This is a genomic window from Flavisolibacter nicotianae (assembly GCF_003628535.1).
GTDB lineage: Bacteria > Bacteroidota > Bacteroidia > Chitinophagales > Chitinophagaceae > Flavisolibacter > Flavisolibacter nicotianae.
In genome coordinates this window covers 980,258-998,971 of record NZ_RBCI01000001.1, presented here as the reverse complement: position 1 = coordinate 998,971, position 18,714 = coordinate 980,258, and the positions used below count along the sequence as shown (strand labels likewise).

Annotated in this window: 16 protein-coding genes; 7 read left to right on the top strand and 9 right to left on the bottom strand. The window is 52.6% G+C overall.

The genetic code is table 11. The annotated features are described in order from the left end of the window. Positions 1 to 58: 58 nt before the first annotated feature. The gene (locus D6024_RS04440; RefSeq protein WP_121353321.1) at positions 59 to 1,396 is read right to left on the bottom strand and encodes a Gfo/Idh/MocA family protein; all 1,338 of its coding nucleotides are present in this window, start codon (positions 1,394 to 1,396) and stop codon (positions 59 to 61) included. Positions 1,397 to 1,568: 172 nt separating this feature from the next. Here D6024_RS04440 and D6024_RS04435 point away from each other — a divergent pair, with 172 nt between their 5' ends. Continuing rightward, positions 1,569 to 3,869 (top strand): ATP-binding protein, encoded by a 2,301-nt coding sequence (locus D6024_RS04435; RefSeq protein ID WP_162944527.1) that lies wholly within the window; start codon positions 1,569 to 1,571, stop codon positions 3,867 to 3,869. Positions 3,870 to 4,006: 137 nt separating this feature from the next. On the opposite strand, the gene pncA is transcribed toward D6024_RS04435, so the two are convergent. The 5 genes from pncA to D6024_RS04405 all read right to left on the bottom strand — a co-directional run bounded on the left by pncA (position 4,007) and on the right by D6024_RS04405 (position 9,374). Continuing rightward, positions 4,007 to 4,621: a bifunctional nicotinamidase/pyrazinamidase gene (gene pncA, locus D6024_RS04430; RefSeq protein WP_121353317.1), complete on the bottom strand. Its 615-nt coding sequence runs from the start codon at positions 4,619 to 4,621 to the stop codon at positions 4,007 to 4,009. A gap of 74 nt (positions 4,622 to 4,695) precedes the next feature. Then, positions 4,696 to 4,971, bottom strand: coding sequence for a hypothetical protein (locus D6024_RS04425; protein ID WP_121353315.1), 276 nt, complete (start codon positions 4,969 to 4,971; stop codon positions 4,696 to 4,698). 461 nt (positions 4,972 to 5,432) lie between these two features. Continuing rightward, positions 5,433 to 7,088: a hypothetical protein gene (locus D6024_RS04415; protein ID WP_162944526.1), complete on the bottom strand. Its 1,656-nt coding sequence runs from the start codon at positions 7,086 to 7,088 to the stop codon at positions 5,433 to 5,435. A gap of 30 nt (positions 7,089 to 7,118) precedes the next feature. Continuing rightward, complete coding sequence (locus D6024_RS04410; RefSeq protein ID WP_121353311.1) at positions 7,119 to 7,802, bottom strand: response regulator transcription factor; 684 nt, start codon at positions 7,800 to 7,802, stop codon at positions 7,119 to 7,121. Positions 7,803 to 7,940: 138 nt separating this feature from the next. Further along, complete coding sequence (locus D6024_RS04405) at positions 7,941 to 9,374, bottom strand: sensor histidine kinase (protein WP_121353309.1); 1,434 nt, start codon at positions 9,372 to 9,374, stop codon at positions 7,941 to 7,943. A 125-nt stretch (positions 9,375 to 9,499) separates the two neighbouring features. On the opposite strand from D6024_RS04405, the gene D6024_RS04400 reads away from it, so the two are divergent. The 5 genes from D6024_RS04400 to mtgA all read left to right on the top strand — a co-directional run bounded on the left by D6024_RS04400 (position 9,500) and on the right by mtgA (position 15,707). Beyond that, positions 9,500 to 10,294, top strand: a complete 795-nt coding sequence (locus D6024_RS04400) for a GLPGLI family protein (protein ID WP_121353307.1) — start codon at positions 9,500 to 9,502, stop codon at positions 10,292 to 10,294. A 487-nt stretch (positions 10,295 to 10,781) separates the two neighbouring features. Next, positions 10,782 to 12,719 (top strand): glycosyltransferase family 2 protein, encoded by a 1,938-nt coding sequence (locus D6024_RS04395; RefSeq protein ID WP_162944525.1) that lies wholly within the window; start codon positions 10,782 to 10,784, stop codon positions 12,717 to 12,719. Between the two features lie 31 nt (positions 12,720 to 12,750). After that, a complete protein-coding gene (locus D6024_RS04390; protein ID WP_121353499.1) occupies positions 12,751 to 14,298 on the top strand; it encodes a GH3 family domain-containing protein in 1,548 nt (515 codons plus the stop codon). 66 nt (positions 14,299 to 14,364) lie between these two features. Further along, complete coding sequence (locus tag D6024_RS04385; protein WP_121353303.1) at positions 14,365 to 15,003, top strand: LysE family translocator; 639 nt, start codon at positions 14,365 to 14,367, stop codon at positions 15,001 to 15,003. Beyond that, positions 15,003 to 15,707: a monofunctional biosynthetic peptidoglycan transglycosylase gene (mtgA, locus tag D6024_RS04380; protein ID WP_121353302.1), complete on the top strand. Its 705-nt coding sequence runs from the start codon at positions 15,003 to 15,005 to the stop codon at positions 15,705 to 15,707. Before D6024_RS04385 ends, mtgA begins: the two co-directional genes overlap by 1 nt. A gap of 22 nt (positions 15,708 to 15,729) precedes the next feature. Here the strand turns inward: mtgA and yidD are convergent, their stop codons facing one another. The 3 genes from yidD to rpmH all read right to left on the bottom strand — a co-directional run bounded on the left by yidD (position 15,730) and on the right by rpmH (position 16,680). Then, a complete protein-coding gene (gene yidD, locus D6024_RS04375; protein WP_121353300.1) occupies positions 15,730 to 15,960 on the bottom strand; it encodes a membrane protein insertion efficiency factor YidD in 231 nt (76 codons plus the stop codon). Next, positions 15,944 to 16,342 carry a ribonuclease P protein component gene (rnpA, locus tag D6024_RS04370; RefSeq protein ID WP_162944524.1) on the bottom strand — a complete coding sequence of 133 codons (399 nt, stop codon included), beginning with the start codon at positions 16,340 to 16,342 and terminating at the stop codon, positions 15,944 to 15,946. The genes yidD and rnpA overlap by 17 nt, the downstream gene beginning before the upstream one ends. A 182-nt stretch (positions 16,343 to 16,524) precedes the next feature. Then, positions 16,525 to 16,680 carry a 50S ribosomal protein L34 gene (gene rpmH / locus D6024_RS04365; RefSeq protein WP_121353297.1) on the bottom strand — a complete coding sequence of 52 codons (156 nt, stop codon included), beginning with the start codon at positions 16,678 to 16,680 and terminating at the stop codon, positions 16,525 to 16,527. Between the two features lie 252 nt (positions 16,681 to 16,932). Here rpmH and D6024_RS04360 point away from each other — a divergent pair, with 252 nt between their 5' ends. After that, positions 16,933 to 18,591 (top strand): L,D-transpeptidase family protein, encoded by a 1,659-nt coding sequence (locus D6024_RS04360; RefSeq protein WP_121353295.1) that lies wholly within the window; start codon positions 16,933 to 16,935, stop codon positions 18,589 to 18,591. Positions 18,592 to 18,714 lie beyond the last annotated feature (123 nt).

Below are 18,714 nucleotides of genomic sequence, written 5' to 3'. Positions count from 1 at the left end.
GTTTTGAATTTTATTGGGCAGCGATTGAACGGAGACCCTTTCTCTTTATTGCAATTTTTTATGCTTTAACCACCGGCAGCTTATAGCCATTGTGGTACTCTTTCAGCAGGTAGTCCTTATTCAGCTTTTCATCGGTGAACTTCCCGGCACCTTTGTCCCACACCACCCGCTGGCCGCTACGGAAGCTGATGTTGCCCATCTGCGCCACCGTGGCCACATGTGCCCCCGCTTCTACGGGGCAATGCAGGTCGGCCATCTTGCGGGAGCGAACAACGGAAACAAAGTTTTCCCAGTGCTTGTCCAGGCCATTGTCCGACGGCTTTACCAGGGGTTTGCTCACTTTGGTTTTGCTGTTCTTTTCTTCCAGCACTTCCCATCCGCCGCGGTCCAACACCAGCGTGGCGTTGTTGCCGATGTAGGCAATGCCGTGGTCTCTCCCATACGAGCCGTTGTCGATTCCCATTGCATGGTCCCACACCAGGTTGAAGTTGTCAAACTCGTAAAGAGCCGTCAGCGTATCCGGAGTTTCCTGCGCCAGTTCGGGATAGGCAAACTTGCCACCGAGCGACACTACCGTTTTGGGAACGGGTGCATTCATACCCAGCAGGCCATAATCCAGCAGGTGCACGCCCCAGTCGGTCATCAGGCCGCCGGCATAGTCCCAGAACCAGCGAAAGTTGAAGTGAAAGCGACTGCTGTTGAACGGCCTTGTTTCGGCCGGTCCCAGCCAGGTTTTGTAATCCACGCCGGCAGGTGGCGCGGAATCCGGAACCACGGGTGCGGGTCGCATCCATCCCTGGTAACACCACACCTTCACCGTGCGGATGTTGCCCAGTTGGCCCGTTCCGATAAAGTCAACAGCATCGCGGAAGTGCTGCTGGCTGCGTTGCCACTGCCCTACCTGCACCACGCGGTTATAGCGCTTTTGCGCCGCCACCATGGCACGGCATTCAACAATGGAATTACCGACCGGCTTTTCTACGTACACATCTTTGCCCGCCTCGCAGGCATGGATCATGATCAGCGCATGCCAGTGGTCGGGGGTGCCGATGATCACCGCGTCGATGTCTTTTTGCTCCAGCAGCTTACGGTAATCAGTATAGGTTTTAATGTTGGCTGCATTCACGTTCATCCTGGCCAGGTCGCCCATGCGTTTATCCAGTACGTTTTTATCAACATCGCAAAGCGCCACGAGGTTTACACCCGGCTGCTTCAGTGCCGAAGTAACGTTGGCCCAGCCCATGCCGTTGATCCCGATCGCACCAATGTTGACCTGGTTGGCAGGAGAAAAAGATGATTTCAAAATCCCGAAGGCGGGATGATCAATAGCCGACAGCAGGGCCGTTCCTCCCAGCAAGGTGGAAGACTGTTTCAGAAAATGACGACGGTTGGACATGCAAAGTTTTTAAAAAGGAAAGTAAGAAAATTTCGGCAACGATACGGTTTGTCAATAACAGGAACGAACCTTTCCTTTTCCGACGGGCAGCCACAGCCACAAGACCTTTTCTTGCGGTTGGATGAAAGCGGGTCATTCAAAACTTCGTAACTTGTTCTGTGATTCCTTAACCATGTTGAAAGAAAGCGTAACCGAAAACCTTATTGCTCAACTCTTCGACAGCCAGCCGGACTCTGTGGTTTGGTTTGTGCCTGTTTTTGACAGCGAGGGCAATAATGTTGTGATTGATTTTGAAGCCCGCTACTGCAACCACTCCGCAGCACAGATCCTGGGTATCAGTCCAGGCCAGGTGGTTGGCGGCCGTCTCCAATCGACAAGCCTGCTCGACGATCCCTCCGTGAAGCTGATCTTTCAGCAATGCCTCGAGGTGTGGCGAACCGGCGAACCGCTGGAACACAGTTATTACAGCCCGGGATTCGAACGCTATTTCAATGTACAACGGCGCAAAGTGGACGGGGGTATTCTTAGCATCTCCCGCGACCGCACCCGCGAGGTCAGGATGGAGATCGACCGGCAGGAACAGGAGAAAATGTACCAGCACATTCTCGACAGCTCGGCCGATGGCGTGATGCTGCTGAAAAGCATTCGCAACAAGACCGGCAGGATTGTCGATTTCTACGTCACACATTGCAACAGGAAGGGATTGGAATGGGGCCAGTTTCCGCCGGATGCCGTTGGCAAAAAACTCCTTGAACTCCTGCCACACCTGAAGTTTTCCGAGCAGTTCGACCTGCACAAAAGTGTTGTCGAGAGCGGCCTGCCGGTTCGCTTTGAAACCACGTTCAAAACACCGGGCGGAGAGGAATATGGATGGTTTATGGTTTCCCTGTCCAGGCTGGGCGACGGCGTGATTTCCTCCTTTGTGGACATCACCGAAAAAAAGGTCTACGAACAGCAAATCCTGGAGCAAAAAAACCTGCTCAACAACATTCTCGATGCATCGCTGAATGCAGTTTACACCTGCGAAGCAGTTCGCAACGCTACCGGCAACATTGTTGACTTTCGCTTTGTCCAGGTCAACCAGCGCTTCCGTGAACTAAGCGTACGGCCCGAAATAGACGTGATTGGCAAAAACCTGCTGGAAGAGTTTCCGGCGACCCGTCAAACCATTATGGTCGACAAACTGGTATCTGTGATAAACACCGGAAAGGCGGAGCGCTTTGAAGTCCATTATCGCAGCGATCACTATGATGGCTGGTACGACACCTGCGCCGTCAAACTGGGTGAAAACAGTGTGGTGGTCACCTTTACCAATATTACCGACCAAAAACAGGCAGCGCTTGAAGTGGAGCAGCAGAAAGACATGCTGGACAAGATTCTGCGCTTTTCGCCCAGCAGCATTTCGGTGCTTAAAGCGATCCGCAACGCAGAGGGCGAGGTTATTGACTTCCAGAACGTTCTTGTAAACGACCTGGCCGTACAGTTTACGGGCATTTCCCGGCAGGACCTGTTGAACCGGTCGAATGCGGCACTTGACCCGGCTTTTCTGCAAAGCCCGCTTTTCCATTTGCTCTCGATGACCCTGCAAACAGGCGAATCCTGTTATACGGATTACCGGCTGCCAACCGGCAAATGGATCGAAGGCGCCGCATCGAAAATGGACAGGGAACACCTGATCTGCGTGACGACCGACGTGACCCAGGCGAAAGAGTCGCAACAGCGCATGCAGTCGTTGCTTGATGAACTGAAGCGTTCCAACGAAAGCCTGGAAGAATTTACCCGTGCGGCATCGCACGACATGAAAGAGCCTATCCGAAAGGTGCAGTTTTTTGCCGACCGGCTGAAGGGCAGGCTGGAAGGCCGCCTGTCGGAAGAAGAAAAGAGCATGATGGAACGGATGGAAACGGCAGCGTCCCGGATGAAGCTCCTCGTGGATGATTTGCTGGAATATGCGCATGTGAATGCACAGCCGGCGGCAGAAATGGAGGATATTGACCTGAACAAAAAAGTCAAACTGGTGCTGTCGGACCTGGAACTAATGGTGACGGAAAAAAAAGCAAAGATCGACGTAGGTCTGTTACCGGTAGTCAAAGGACACAGGCGGCAATTGCAACAGCTTTTTCACAATCTCCTGAGCAATGCGATCAAGTATGCAAAACCAGGCATTGAGCCGGTGGTGACGGTGTCGGCGCATACTATAACCGGTGGTGCTTCTGGTTTCAGTGTGGCTACAATGGATGCGGAAAAGTTGTTTCACCTGATCGAGGTTGCCGACAACGGGATTGGTTTTGAACAGGAGTATGCCGACCGGATCTTCAATGTCTTTACCCGCCTACACGGCAACAGCGAATACGATGGAACAGGTGTAGGCCTGGCCATTGTGCGCAAGGTGGTGGAAAATCATCACGGTTATATTTCTGCGGAAAGTAGTCCCGGTGTAGGCACAACATTCCGTGTGTTGCTGCCGGCGTGAGGGAGGGATATTGGGATATTAAATATTGGATATTTTTTGCGGCAACTTGCCACCTGCCCCGGTAGCCTGGTTACCCATTTCGATTTGGATAATTAATAGCCGGAGGAAAGCAATTCGCTTCATTTAAGATTTCCCTACTATCCTGCCAGGATGTTGTGGCTTCGTACAAACTGCCCCCCTTTTTCCCGTATCGCTTTTCTGGCCTCCTCCAATCCTTCCATACTGATGGCTCGTGTAGCGTCTTCAATAAGAAAGGTGGCAAAGCCTTCTGCCAGAGAATCCATGGCGCTATAGGAAACGCAATAGTCGGCTGCCAGGCCGGCCAGGTAAACTTCTTTCACACCTCTGCCCTTCAAATAGGCGGCAAGTCCTGTTGCTTTCCGGTGGCCATTGTCGTAAAAGCCGCTGTAGCTGTCGATCTGCGGATCGGTGCCCTTACGAAAAATGGCCTCCGTGCGTCGCCAGTCCACACCACTGGCAAAAGCTGCCCCGGCCGTTTCCTGTACGCAGTGGTCGGGCCATAACACTTGCGGTAATCCCTGCCAGTCGATCTGCTCGAAGAGGATTTTACCCGGGTGATTGGAAGCGAAGCTTTTGTGGTCGGCCGGGTGCCAGTCCTGCGTAGCCACCACCAGCTCAAATGCCGGCTGGAGCTGGTTGACGAGGGGAATAATTGCATCTCCATCCGGTACGGCCAATGCGCCGCCGGGTAGAAAATCATTTTGTATGTCGATGAGAAGTAGCGCTTTCACGTGGATACATTCGGCTGTAAAAATAAAAGGAGCCGATGAATGAAGGACTCCTTTTCAAATTTTGCCTTTTACACTTATCCTGCCGGGTGGCTGCCATCGCGTCGCCTGCCTTCCAGTATTGGTTTTGCCTTTAGTTCCACTGCGTAACCCAGGTCGTCGGAAAGGCCGTTCTCAGCGCTGTCGCTGACCCAATGCCGGCCTTCTTTGCGTAATTTTATTGTGCTGGGTGGTTGTTGCGATGGGTTACCGTTGTAGCTGGAAAGTCGAGCAAAACACTCTCTCCCGCTTTCGACCTGCACATCATAATGTGCAAGTGAACCACCATATAGCACAGCTGCTGTAATTTCCATTGTTGTCATTTGCCTTAGCTTCTCCAAAGAGCATGCCTATCAGGCAAATAAGAATGTAGAAATTGTGCTGCACCGAATCTTCCCCGATTTGACGGCCATCTGCCGCCTGCGATTCCGCCATGGGCCTTGCTATCGCGTTGTTTTCCAAGGTTTCTTTTACGGGAGAAGAAGTCAAAATAGTACGGTAAACGGCTAAGCTCTGCACCTGCTTTTACGTGATAATTTAAATCTCGCGGCTCCTCCGTAGCTGGTTCCCCGTTCTGGTTTCTGTCTATCAACACGGCACTGCTTCGCAGTGAAAAAGAAAGTGATCCTTATTTATCTTACCGGGTTCCATTTCTCCAAACTCCAAACTCCAAACTCCAAACTCCAAACTCCAAACTCCAAACTCCAAACTCCAAACTCCAAACTCCAAACTCCAAACTCCAAACTCCAAACTCCAAACTCCAAACTCCAAACTCCTATTTCAACATAATCCGCTGCATTCCTTCAAAAACAGCCTTCCAGATAATGCCGAAAAACGATTGGGTGGTGAGCCGTGCTACCCTTACGTTCCGGGCCTCCACATCCCTGCCGTTGTTGGAAGGATTGATTGCATAGCGGTTCAAAATCCTGGTCAGGAACTTTCGTGTTTTATTGGCCCCGGTTTGTTCATCCCGCTTGCGGAAAATGAGGGCCAGATTGCTGTACTGCATCTGCACATCCGACGTGGCTTCATAGTCTTCACCCCGCACAAAAAAATCAATGGACGAGATCTGTACCGTGGGCACTTCGATGTTGGCCAGGCGGGTCGAGATGGGATTGATCTGTGCAGCCGCTACCGGCCCGATACGTCCTTTTACATCAAACCGGCCATCGGCCGAATCCAGGTAAAACCGGAACGAAGCCTTTATTGGGCTGCCGATGATGCGGCCTTTGGCTTCGGCGGTTGTAACCGGATTTTTTTTCAGCAGCGACGGGTCGTTGACAATGTTGGCCACCTGCAGGTTCACGCCATCAAGATTGATTGTACCTTCTTCCCGCGTGGTTTCGTCTTTTTCGGTAACGGCAATTTGCATGTTGCGGGCAATGATCGTTTTGATAGCAATAACTGCCTTTGCACGGAGCAAAACCTGGTGCGGGTACTGACCGATTTTGCTGGCATAACTCTTCCACCCCTTTTTATCCTGGTAAACGGCCAGCGAAGGATTTTGAAAGATCACGCTATCCGCTTCGGCGTGGTTCAGCCGCAGGTAATGATCGAGGCGCAGTCCCGTAAAACTGACCTTGTCGAATTTGACCGTGTACCACGATTTGCGCAGCGTGTCGTTTCGTTCGTCATTCTTAAGTGTTGGCTGCAGTTTAAAACTGTCGATTTCCAACAGGCGCTTTGCCGAATTGTAGGTTATCCACTCCGCTTTTAGTTTGTACGTGGAGTCGGTTGTGCGAAACTTCAGATCGTTCAGCCGGAGCGAGAAGTTTTGTACGTAGCCAAGGTTACTGGTATCCTGTGCCGCCACGCTGTCGATGCGGATGTGTTCAAACAGGGCATCGCAACGGTCGAACTGCAGCTTGCCTTCGCTGCCTTCTGCATTCTTGTATAGCAGCTTGATGCCATTCAGCCGGATCTTGTTGACCACTACTGATTTGATCCGGGGTTGCAGGGCCTTCCACAACGGCGGCTTTTCCCCGGTGGTCACCACCGTATCCTTGTCTTTCGGGAAACGGTTAAGTTTAACGTCGGCGTCCTCGGAGGAAATTTCGTTGATAAAAATCTTTTTGCCGAAAAGAAGCGAAAACACGCCAAGTCCTTTGATGTGTGCGCTGTTCACGTTCACCTCCATGACCAGTGCCGGCAGGGTGCCTGCCTGCTTCAACTGCTTATAGCGGTTACTGTCCACCGATATAGCCAGGTCGTGCACGCCAACATCTCCGCCAAAAAAGTTTACGTGCAAATCGCCAAGCGTGTATGTGTATAGGCTGTCGGAGCCTTCGACGATCAGGGTTTGCAATCGCTTGCGCAGCACCGGCTCCACAAAGACGTTGGCCAGCAGGGCCACAACGGATAAAAACACCAGCAATGCACCCGCCAGCAGGAAAAGAATCCGCCGCAGTTTTTTCCGTTTTGTAGCAGCCACCATACCGGGTGTGCTGTAAAAGCTATGCCATTAGCTCATCACAAAGCGGTAGCCAATGCCTTTGATGGTGATGATCTCGATCGAAGGATCGTGTTTCAGGTAGCCCCGGAGCTTGGTGATGTACACGTCGAGGGTGCGGCTGTTGAAAAAAGAATCGCTGCCCCAGAGAAGGGTCAGTATCTCGCTGCGCTCTACGATCTTGTCGCGGTTTTCGTACAGGAGCCGTAGCAACTCGCTCTCGCGGTACGAGAGCTTGCGTTGTTCGTCGGGATGGTTGAGGGTTTGCCGGCGGATGTGAAACAGGTACTGCCCGATCTTCACTTCTTCCTGCTCTTCGGGTACTACCGTTTTGTTGCGCAGCACATTCTCGATCCGTACAATCAGCTCTTCGATGCTAAAGGGCTTGCGGATGAAATCGTTGGCACCCAGTTTAAAACCATTCACCACATCGGTCGTTTGCGAACGGGCACTCAGGAAAATAATGGGCACTTCCCCATCCTTTTCCCGTATTTCATCGGCAATGGTAAAGCCGTCCTTGTTGGGCAGCATGATATCGAGTACGCAGACATCGGGCTTTGTTTCGGCAAACCGTTGCAGCGCCTTGCCGCCGTCTTCCTCCAGCACTACGTCGTAGCCACGGCTCTCCAGCGTTTCGCTGACGATCTTGGCCAGGAATGTCTCGTCCTCGACGTATAAAACCTTTGTCTTTTTCATGAAGTGAAATTAAGGAGAAAAGCTGCAAGCCGTCAGCTCCGCGTTGCAAGCTATCTTCTGTCCATCAGGGCGTGCCGCCCGTCAGGAATGAGTGAACAAAGGAGCTTGCGTCTTACAGTTTGTTGCATGCAGCTTCGTTCATCCCTTGTGTTTGGGAAGTGTTATGATAAACCGGCTGCCGGTTCCTTCTGCCGATGTAACCTCAATGCTGCCGCGGTGCTGGTCTACCACGTGCGACACATAGCTCAAGCCGAGGCCATAGCCTTTTGCGTCGTGCACGTTCCCGTGCGGCACACGGAAGAATTTTTCAAAAATGCGGCGATGGTACTCCTGCGGAATGCCGATGCCATTGTCAGCGATCACCAATTGCAATTGCGGTCCGTTGTCCTTCAGGCAGATGTCGATCTTCGGTGCTTCTTTGCTATACTTCAGTGCATTGTCCAAGAGATTAAACAACACGCTGACCAGGTGAAGCCGGTCGCCTTCCAGCGTGGTATCGCCTTCGGCATGCACCGTTACATCGGCTTTCTTTTTTTCAAACTGGAGGCGCATGGAGCTGGTCACTTCGTCCACCAGTTGCCGCATGTTCAGGGTTTCGTACTTCAGTTCAATCTCCTTTTTCTCGAACATCGACAGCTTCAGCACCTTGTCGACCAGCAGCGACAGGCGCTGCAGTTCGTTGGCCGAGATATCGAGATACTCTCTTGTTTTTTGCGGGCTTACGCTTCCGCCAAAACTGCGCAAGGCTTCGATGGCAACGCTTACGGTGGCAATTGGTGTTTTTAACTCGTGGGTGATGTTGGAAATAAATTCGTTTTTGATATCGGCCAGTTTGCGCTGCCGCAGCAGGTTGCGATAAAGCAACATGAAGGAAAGGAAAGTAAAGCCAACCAGGAAAACGGAAAACAGGATGGCAGGACCGATCCGCTTCAACAGCAGCGGGAAGGCATTGCCCAGTTCGAGCCGGTAGGTGACGGGATTGGTAAAGCCCAGCGTAACTTCATTGAACCGGCGCCGTTCGGGCTCTGTTTCCTCGGTGGGCACACGGCTCACGGTAAACGGCACGTCGATGTTTTGTTCCGCCAGTTTTTTGGCATAAGCCTTTTCCACTTCGGCCACACGGATCGAATCCTGCAAGGCGTCCATGTCGAAAAGGAACTGCATGATGCGGTTTTGCCGGGGCGAAACTTCGCTGTTGAAAACCCGTACACTGTCGCCGCGGCGGAAGATGATTTTGCGTTTGCCCGGATCTTTTGTGCGCTGCATCAGCACGTCCACCATGCCGATCACTTTTTCGCGGGGCAGGGCCTCCACCTGCGCCCCGTGTCGTAACTCCTGCTGCACGCTCATGCGCAACGAGCCGGTGGAGTCACTGGCGAGGCTGTCGAGTTTTATCTTGGAGGCCTGGATGGAGCGAATGGTTTCGCGAAACAAAAAATTCGTCCGCATGTCCAGCGTTCGTTCTTCCCGCTCATAGGCTTTGCTCAGCCAATAGACCTGGAAGCCGGCAATCGCCAAAATCGTGGCGGCCATCAGCACCGGCATCCATTTCCTGTTTTTTAAAACACCCATCCAAACAAAAATAATTCTTCTGTTTACCGCTCATCATTCCCTTAACTATTATTAACGTGGTTTCAACGTGAATTAACCGCTAAGGCAGTTTAGGGATTTTACATTTGAGAAAAACCAAACGGGTTATGAAGAAACTATTCTTGCTGGCCGCTTCCGCCGTTGCCTTGCTGGCGCAGGCGCAAACCAAAGAAGGCCGCATTGTGTACGAACGCACCGTGCAAATGCCGACACGAAATTTTGGCAACCTGCCACCTGATGTGCAGGCCCAGATGCCCAAATCCCGCACCATGCAATACGAACTTCTTTTTACGCCGGAGCATTCGCTCTGGCAGTTTTTGCCCAATGCGGCCAACGACGATCAAAACACGTTTGCAGGAGGCGGGATGGTGATCCGCATGGCCGGCGGTGCCGGCGAAGCCACCTACGTCGACTATGCCAAAGGCAGCCGCATCGACCAGCGGGAGATGTTTGAAAAAAGCTTTGTGGTCACCGACACCGTCACAAAACTGCAGTGGCGACTGAGCGAAGAAACCAAGCCAATCCTCAATTTTACGGCCCGCAAAGCAACGGGTACCAGCGTTGTGACCCGGCAACGCCGGTCCATGGAAAATGGTGAATTCAAAGTCGAAACCGTCACCGACACGCTTCCGGTTGTCGCCTGGTACACCACTGAAATTCCCGTTCCGGCCGGTCCCGATTTCCAGGGGCAGCTGCCCGGGCTGATTCTGGAGCTCGACGTCAACAAAGGCCAGAACATCACCAGGGCCATCGAGTTCTCACCCAAGGTGTCTGCCGGCAAGATCAAGGAACCCAGTGAAGGCAAGCGCCTCACGGCAGCCGAATTTTCCAAAGAGCGGGACAAGATGATGGAGGAAATGCGCAAAAACATGCCGCGGGGAAATGTGATCAGGATGAATTAACCGAACCCCGGGCCTTGATCCCTCAAAAGCCTCCCCAAACCCCTCCAGGGAGGGGCTTACAACCGCACAGACCCTTGCTTTTACACGATACTTCAAAGCCTTCACCAGTCATGCTGGTGGAGGCTTTTTGCTGCTGGTTGGCGTCCCTGCCAATTGCTTTTCTTTTGCCCCGGAGGGGCGTCCTGTTAATAGAAAAAAGAAGAGAAAAGAAATCAAAGCTCCGAAGGAGCGATATATTTTTTATGTCACCAGCAACAGAATAGACATGAAGCTGCCGTTGCACAGTTTATCCTGACGAAGGAAGGGCTCCGTTCAGCGTTCGGAACACAGATGGATGTCAAGGAATGCCATCCCTTCGAGGGATGGCATTCCTTGACATAAAAAATCATCTTGCCCAAGCGGGCCCGGTACGCAGAAATTCCCTCTCCTTGAGGAGAGGGTTAGGGTGAGGTGCTTATATTTGTCCATTTCCCAAAAACGGCTGCCTTTGACCCTGTCGGTTATCATAGTCAATTACAACGTCAAATACTTCCTGGAGCAGTGCCTGCACTCCGTGCTGCGGGCTGCAGAAGAAGTGGAGACAGAAGTGATTGTCATCGACAACCACTCCACCGATGAAAGCCTGCCCTACCTCGCGCCGAAATTTCCGCAGGTCAGATTTTTGAAGAACCGCACCAACAGCGGCTTTGGCAAAGCCTGCAACCGTGGCCTGGCCGAAGCCAGGGGCGAGTACATTCTTTTTTTGAACCCCGATACCATCGTGGCGGAAGACAGCTTTGCCACATGCATCCAATTTTTCCGGTCGCATCCCGACTGTGGTGCCCTTGGCGTAAAAATGATCGACGGCAGTGGCACCTTCCTGAAAGAAAGCAAGCGAGCCTTCCCCTCCCCGCTCACGTCGCTGTTCAAGCTGTTTGGCTTTGCCCGGCTCTTCCCGCATTCACGCATCTTCAGCCGTTACCACCTTGGTCACCTGGATAAAGAGCAGAACCACGAGGTAGACGTGCTGGCCGGCGCTTACCTGCTGGTGCGACACGCGGTGCTGAAAGAAGTGGGCAGTTTCGACGAGGCCTTTTTTATGTATGGCGAAGACGTGGACCTGAGTTACCGCATCCAGAAGGCGGGTTATAAAAACTATTACCTGGCCGAGACCACCATCATTCACTTCAAGGGCGAAAGCACCAAGCGGGGAAGTTTTAATTATGTCCGCATGTTTTATTACGCCATGAGTGTGTTTGTCAAAAAGCACTATGGCGGTGTACAGGCAAGCTTTTTCACCTTTGCCATTCAACTGGCCATCTGGATCCGGGCCCTGATTTCGGCGCTGCTCAAAGTCATTTCATTTTTCGGCATTCCCGTGATCGACGCCATCACCATCCTGTTTTCGTTTTGGCTGGTAAAGCAGGCATGGGCAACCTATGTCCGCACCGACATTGTTTATCCCAACCGTCTCCTCCTGCTTTCATTCCCGGCGTTTACAGCCGTGTATCTGACGGCAGCCTACTATGCAGGACTGTACGACCGTTATTACAAAACGGTCAATCTGGTCCGCTCCACGCTGGTGGCAACGGTGACGCTTCTCTCCGTTTATTCCCTGCTGCCCGAAACCCTCCGCTTTTCAAGGGCGATCGTGGTTTTTGGCGCCCTGCTTTCCTTTGTCCTGATTGCGGTACTGCGCACGGTTCTGCGCAAGGCAGGCCTGATGCTGCAGCCACCCGATGCCTCGCGCAATCCCCACATCCTCATTGCCGCCACCAAGGAAGAATTCAACGGCGTGCAGGAGTTTTTGCAAAAAAAAGGCGTGGGCGAACGGGTGATCGGACGAGTGGGCCTTAACGGCTCCACGGAGAACCGCGTGGCCGGCCTGGAGAACCTGAACGAAACAGCCAAGGTGCTGCATGCCCGCGAACTGATCTGGTGCGCCGGCACCCTGTCGTATAAAAAAATAATTGCCCAAACCGAACGGCTGCGGTCGGGGCTGAAGTTCCGCTTTCATGCCTATGGCAGTTGCAGCATTGTGGGTAGCGACACCAGCACCGCCAGCGGCGAAATTCTTTCTGCCGATACGGATTTTGCACTGGCCAAGGCCGCGAACAAACGGCTCAAACGGCTGATGGATGTGTGTGTGGTAATTTTCTTTTTGCTCACCTTCCCGCTGCAACTCTTCCTGGTGTCACGGCCGCTTCGTTTTTTTCGCAACTGCATCGACGTGCTGGCCGGCAAAAAAACCTGGGTCGGCTATTCCCGCTCTTCCGCCTCCCTGCCGCGTTTGCGCAACAGCGTGCTGGCGCCCAGCGGCAGGAAGGAGGCCATGTCAACGGCAGTTGAAAACCGGCAGTTGCTCGACTACTGGTATGCCCGCAATTATGAGCCCCTGCAGGACCTGAAAACAATTTTTCTGCACTATCCTGATTTAGGGAGCTAAGGGGTACCTTCGTTTGCCCTATTACGTGCTGATGGCGAGAATCATTGATATTAAACTTCCGAAAGCGATTGCCAAAGCCCTGCGGTTGCCTGGAAGCGACCCACGCAGCCAGCAATTGAAGGTGCTGAAAAAGCTGCTCAAAAAAGCCCGCTTCACCGCATTTGGTCAATATTATGGTTTCGACACGATTTTGCTGAGCCGCCACCCGGGAAAAGCCTTTCAGCAGGCCGTTCCTGTGCACGACTACAACAAGATCTATTCGGAGTGGTGGCAAAAAACACTCGATGGCGTGCCCGACGTGACCTGGCCCGGGAAGATCAAGTACTACGCCTTAAGCTCCGGCACTTCGGAAGCAGCCAGCAAATACATCCCGGTAACGAAAGAAATGTTGCGCAGCAACCGCATCAACTACATCCGGCAGCTTCTTTCGCTCCTCGGCTACCACCACCTGCCCCGCCACGCGATGACCAAAGGCTTTTTGATGCTGGGCGGCGCCACCGACCTGCAAAAAGGAAATGCCGGCTGGTATGCCGGCGACCTGAGTGGCATCCTGGCCAAGAACCGCCCTTTTTGGTTTCAGACATTTTACAAACCCGGCGGCCGCATTGCCCGGATCAAAGACTGGAACGAAAAGCTCCACGAGATTGTAGAGCATGCAAGGGACTGGGACATTGGTTATATCGTTGGTGTGCCGGCCTGGTGCCAGATGTGCATGGAAATGGTGATTGAACACTACGGCGTGCAAACCATTCACGATATCTGGCCCAACCTTGGATTTTTCGTGCATGGCGGCGTGGCTTTCGAGCCCTACAAAAAAGGGTTTGAAAAGCTGCTGGGCAAGCCCATCGTGTACATCGAAAACTATCTTTCCAGCGAAGGCTTTATCGGCTACAAAGACCACGAGAATGCCAAGGGCATGCGCCTGGTGCTCGACAACAATATCTTCTTTGAATTTGTTCCCTTCGACGATGCCAACTTCAACAGCGAGGGAAAAATGATCGACAAGCCGCAGGCCCTGATGATCCACGAAGTGGAGGAAGGAAAAGACTACGCCCTGCTCATGAGCACCAATGCCGGCGCCTGGCGCTACCTGCTCGGCGACACGCTTCGCTTTGTGGACAAGGAGCGCTGCGAAATCGTGATCACCGGCCGCACCAAGCATTTTCTCAGCCTGGTGGGTGAGCACCTGAGCGTGGAAAACATGAACAGGGCCATTGAGCTGGTCAGCAACGAATTCAATGTCAGTATCCCGGAATTTACCGTGGTTGGGTTCCCGTTTGAAAATTGGTTTGCCCACAAATGGTATATCGCCTGCAACGACCCTGTCGATGCCGAGGCCCTCATCGGGAAAATTGACCGGCATCTTTGCGAACTGAACGACGATTATGCTACCGAGCGGACATCCGCACTCAAAAAAATCTTCATCGACGTATTGCCCGAAGAGGTGTTTCTCAATTTTATGAAAGCGGAAGGCAAGCTGGGTAGCCAGCACAAATTTCCGCGGGTGCTGAAAGGCAAGATGCTGAAGGAGTGGGACGAATTTCTGGCGGCCCGGGAACAAAGCGGCAAAAGCACGTAATCAATTGGCCAACACAACGTATTTTTCTCCTCTCATCCGGCTAACTTCGCAGCCGGAATTTTGCTTATGCTCGATGCGGTTATCAAAGGTTTGTTGCTTGGATTCTGGCTCGCCATTTCGGTAGGCCCGATTGTTTTTACCGTCATCAAACAAAGCCTGAACAACGGCCTCCGGGGCGGACTGGCTTTCATCTTTGGCATTTTTGCCACGGACATTTTCCTGGTGATCTGCTGCAACGCCTTTTCGCAGTTGTTTACGGCGCTCTCCCATTACGAAAGACCGCTGGGAATCAGCGGCAGTATTCTGCTCCTGGCCGTCGGCACGTATTTTCTCTTTTTTAAAAAAATGCCGCTGCCCCGGGAAAAAGAGGAGGTCGAAATTTTCAATACCGGCGACTACGCCAAATTATTTCTTTCGGGCGCCGTGATGAATTTATTGAACCCCGGCATCATCGTGTTCTGGTTTACCACCGCCACCGCCTTTGTATCGCATACCATCAAGCAGAGAATTATCATTTTTGGCATCGCCCTGCTGATCGCCGTTGGGGCCGACATCACCAAGGTGGTGCTGGCCGATAAAATTCGCAAAAAGCTCACACCGCAAAACATTCACCGCATCAACCGTATCAACGGCGGTATCCTGATTGGATTTGGCCTTGTTCTCCTTTGGGGATTGCTGGTTTATGGCAAAGCAGGAGGACATTGATGAAAGCAAAAAAGAAAGGTTCCCGGGGAGGGCTCTGGTCGCGGATAAAACGAATTCTCCTGCTCCTGTTTGTTCTGCACCTGCTTTACATCGTTGCGTTGAAATGGATCAATCCCCCGCTGACGCTGACCCAGGTCGGCAGCATGATCAGCGGTGATGGCCTGAAGCGGGATTATGTCGGCGCCGGCGACATCTCTCCCAACCTCAAGCTTGCCGTTATTTCTTCCGAAGACCAGATCTTTCCCGACCACAGCGGCTTCGACTGGAAGAATATCAAAAAGGCCATGGAGTACAACAAGCGGAAGCCCAACCGCATTCGCGGCGCCAGCACCATCTCGCAGCAGGTGGCCAAAAATGTGTTCCTCTGGCAGGGCCGCGACTGGGTGCGCAAAGGCCTGGAGCTATACTTTACCAAAATGATCGAGTGGATCTGGGGCAAACAACGCATTTTGGATGTGTACGTCAACGTGATCGAAATGGGCCCGGGCATTTATGGAGCCGAAGCCGCCTCACAGGCCTATTTTGGCAAACCGGCCAAAAACCTCACCCGCAAAGAAGCTGCGATGATCGCGGCCTGTCTTCCCAACCCCAAACGCTTTACGGTAAAGCCGGCCTCCCCTTATGTACGAGGACGAAGCAACTGGATCCTGGTGCAAATGCTGTTTTTGGAAAAAGACCCTGATGTGCAGGCGGTGATAAAGTGATCCCTCTGTACCCTACAGGGGATTATGGCACCGGGTCGTAGCCGCTTCCGCCCCAGGGATGACAGCGGCCAACCCGCTTCAGCGTCAGCCAAAAGCCTTTGAAAGGGCCGTATTTCTGAAACGCCTCCACCCCGTATTGCGAGCAGGTGGGAGTAAAGCGGCATTTGGGGCCCAGCAGCGGGGAAATGATCCACTGGTAAAGCTTTATCAGGGCAATGAAGGGAAAGGAGGCTATTTTACGAAGGGTTTTCACTGTTGGCGATTCCACTTAATTTATTAAGGCATTTAGCCATGGCGGCTTTGATTACGTCAAACGAAGCCACGGTCTTGTCTGTGTACAGGAAAAAAACAATACCACGTTTGCCGGCAGCGTCCAGGCCCGTGCGCAGTTCTTCTTTTTGCAGCCGGTAGGCTTCCCGCAGCAAACGCTTGATCCGGTTCCGGTCAACCGCTTTTTTAAACGTCCGCTTGCTGGCCGTGACCCCAACCTGCACGCCGCCTTCCCCCGAGGGGAAAAACCGGTACATCACCCGGATGGGAAAAACAGCAAAGCCTTTTTTGGCTGCAAACAGATCGTCGATTTGCCTGCGGCTTTTCAGCCGTTCGGTTTTCGGGAGGCCAAAGCGTTTTGCCATGGGATAAAAATACTGCATCCCCGTTCCCAAAGGAGGGGATGGCCTACGCACAGCCAGCTTCTTCAACCATCACCTGTAATGAAAAAAGCTCTCACCATTGGAAAATGATTGAGAGCTTTCAAGAAGTCTAAATAAGCGAGCCCTGTGCTTTGCCTCTTCCCTTTGGGGATCGAGGGGGCTATTTATTTTAATTTCTTTTCGTCGCTGACAGTCAGCTTGTGACGGCCTTTGGCACGGCGGCTGGCCAACACTTTTCTTCCGTTGGCGCTTTGCATACGCTTGCGGAAGCCATGAACTGTTTTACGACGACGACGATGGGGTTGAAATGTACGTTTCATTGAATGAGTTTTTTCACGTTCTAAAATCACCCGTGGAGAACCGGGTTTGTTTCAGGTTTCATCACCGGGTCACCACACCCATGCGATTTTGTGAAAGGACGGCAAAAGTAAGGTGCAAAGACCAGATTCAGGGATCGACAGGCAGAAATATTTTCTGAAAACCTGTTAAAATCGGGGTTTCAGCGCTGCTGCCACCGGGCGGCAGGCCGCCTCGGCCTTTCTGATAGGCACAGCCTTTGTAACCGTCTAGGCATGAAAAAGATGATCATAGGCATGGCAACTGTAGCCGTTCTCAGCTCTTGCCAGCAAGTGGCGGGGTGGTTTGGCACAAACAGCAGCAAAGACAGTACGCAGACGACAATGACGTCGGAAAGCAGCAACAAGGCTAAGGTGATGCGGGACGAAAGCATCACAAAAGACAATGCCTATTCCGACCTTTTCCTCGACAGCGTCGCACTGGAAAACTATATCAAAAAAGAAAACCTGCAGGCCGACAGGGCCGACAAAATGCGGGACTTTTACCTTGTTCGCAATAACCAGTTTGCCTGGTTTTCCTCGGATGGCATCACCGAACAGGGACGCGGTCTCTGGAGCCTGTCTGGGGCAGAAACTAAAAAAGAGCCGGCCGCATCCATCGAGCAAAAGATGGATTCGCTGATCGCCGACGACTCCACGCAGTTCTCCACGGCCGACACGTCGCTGGTGCAGACAGAACTTGCCTTAACAGCCCGGTATGTGGAACTGGCTTCCGCGAACAACAGCATTGTTACCGCCGATAATTATTTGTGGCTGGTGCCCCGGAAAAAAGTAGACGCGGCCCAACTGGCCGACTCGCTGCTCAACAAGCAGAAAGACTCGGCGCTCTGGCAAAACAACCCGCAGTACACCGCGCTGAAGCAAAGCCTGAACCTGTATTACACGGCTGCAAAGAACGGCGGCTGGCCGGCCATTACGGCGGCAACCGGCTTGCACAAAGGCAGCAAATCGCCGTCGGTGACCGCGCTGAAAAAGCGTCTTGCCGCAACAGGCGATTACCCGGCCGGCGATACCTCCAACATCTTTACCGATTCGCTGGCAACAGCCATTAAAGCGGTGCAGGAGCAGTACGGCTTTCTGCCAACCGGCAAACCGACCGACTCGCTGGTGAAAGAATTGAACGTGCCGGCGGAGCAAAGAATGCAGCAGATCCTGGTGAATATGAACCGGGTGCTCTGGATGCCGCAAAAACAGGACAGCAGCGAGATCGCCATCAATATCCCGTCGCTGGAACTGGTGGTGTACCGCGATACGGCAACGGTGATGCACATGCCGGTGATCGTGGGAAAAGAAGGCACAGGCACCATGGCCTTTCGCGACCAGATCTCAGAAGTGGTCTTTAGCCCCTATTGGAATATTCCCCCGAGCATCGTGCAACGGGAGATCAAACCCGAAATGGACAAAGACCCGGGATACCTGAAAAAAAAGAACATGGAAATTGTGAAGCAGAACGACAGCCTGCCACAGGTACGGCAACTGCCGGGCAAGGAAAATGCGTTGGGCCGTGTGAAATTTCTTTTCCCCAACAGCTTTGACATTTACCTGCACGACACCCCGAACAGAGACCTGTTTGCCCAAAAGAACAGGGCCCTCAGCCATGGATGTATCCGCGTAGCCAAACCCGATTCCCTGGCGCATTACGTGTTGCGTGGCCAGCCCGAATGGACACCGGAAAAAATTGCCGCTGCTATGAACAGTGACAAAGAACAACGAGTGACGGTAAAAAACCCGGTGCCGGTTGTGATTACCTATTACACGGCCTGGATGGATAAGAAAAGAAAGCTGAATTTCCGCAAAGACGTTTACGGCTATGACCAGAAGACGGCAGCAAAAATGTTTACCAACACAACCCTTCCTGCCGCATCACCGGCATAAGCAGGAAGGGTTTACGAAAAAGGCAGGGCGAACGTCCTGCCTTTTTTATTGCCTGTCGCCAGGTTGCATATCCCTGTGGGAATACTCTTTATCTGCTACGCAATCTTTGCGTTAACCGTTGGA

Coding starts and splice junctions, on each gene's coding strand:
- D6024_RS04410 (WP_121353311.1), bottom strand. CDS start 7,802: ATGAAAAAGACAAAGGTTTTATACGTCGAGGACGAGACATTCCTGGCC.
- D6024_RS04440 (WP_121353321.1), bottom strand. CDS start 1,396: ATGTCCAACCGTCGTCATTTTCTGAAACAGTCTTCCACCTTGCTGGGA.
- mtgA (WP_121353302.1), top strand. CDS start 15,003: ATGAAAGCAAAAAAGAAAGGTTCCCGGGGAGGGCTCTGGTCGCGGATA.
- rpmH (WP_121353297.1), bottom strand. CDS start 16,680: ATGAAACGTACATTTCAACCCCATCGTCGTCGTCGTAAAACAGTTCAT.
- D6024_RS04390 (WP_121353499.1), top strand. CDS start 12,751: ATGGCGAGAATCATTGATATTAAACTTCCGAAAGCGATTGCCAAAGCC.
- D6024_RS04435 (WP_162944527.1), top strand. CDS start 1,569: ATGTTGAAAGAAAGCGTAACCGAAAACCTTATTGCTCAACTCTTCGAC.
- D6024_RS04385 (WP_121353303.1), top strand. CDS start 14,365: ATGCTCGATGCGGTTATCAAAGGTTTGTTGCTTGGATTCTGGCTCGCC.
- D6024_RS04400 (WP_121353307.1), top strand. CDS start 9,500: ATGAAGAAACTATTCTTGCTGGCCGCTTCCGCCGTTGCCTTGCTGGCG.
- D6024_RS04425 (WP_121353315.1), bottom strand. CDS start 4,971: ATGGAAATTACAGCAGCTGTGCTATATGGTGGTTCACTTGCACATTAT.
- D6024_RS04405 (WP_121353309.1), bottom strand. CDS start 9,374: ATGGGTGTTTTAAAAAACAGGAAATGGATGCCGGTGCTGATGGCCGCC.
- rnpA (WP_162944524.1), bottom strand. CDS start 16,342: ATGGCAAAACGCTTTGGCCTCCCGAAAACCGAACGGCTGAAAAGCCGC.
- D6024_RS04360 (WP_121353295.1), top strand. CDS start 16,933: ATGAAAAAGATGATCATAGGCATGGCAACTGTAGCCGTTCTCAGCTCT.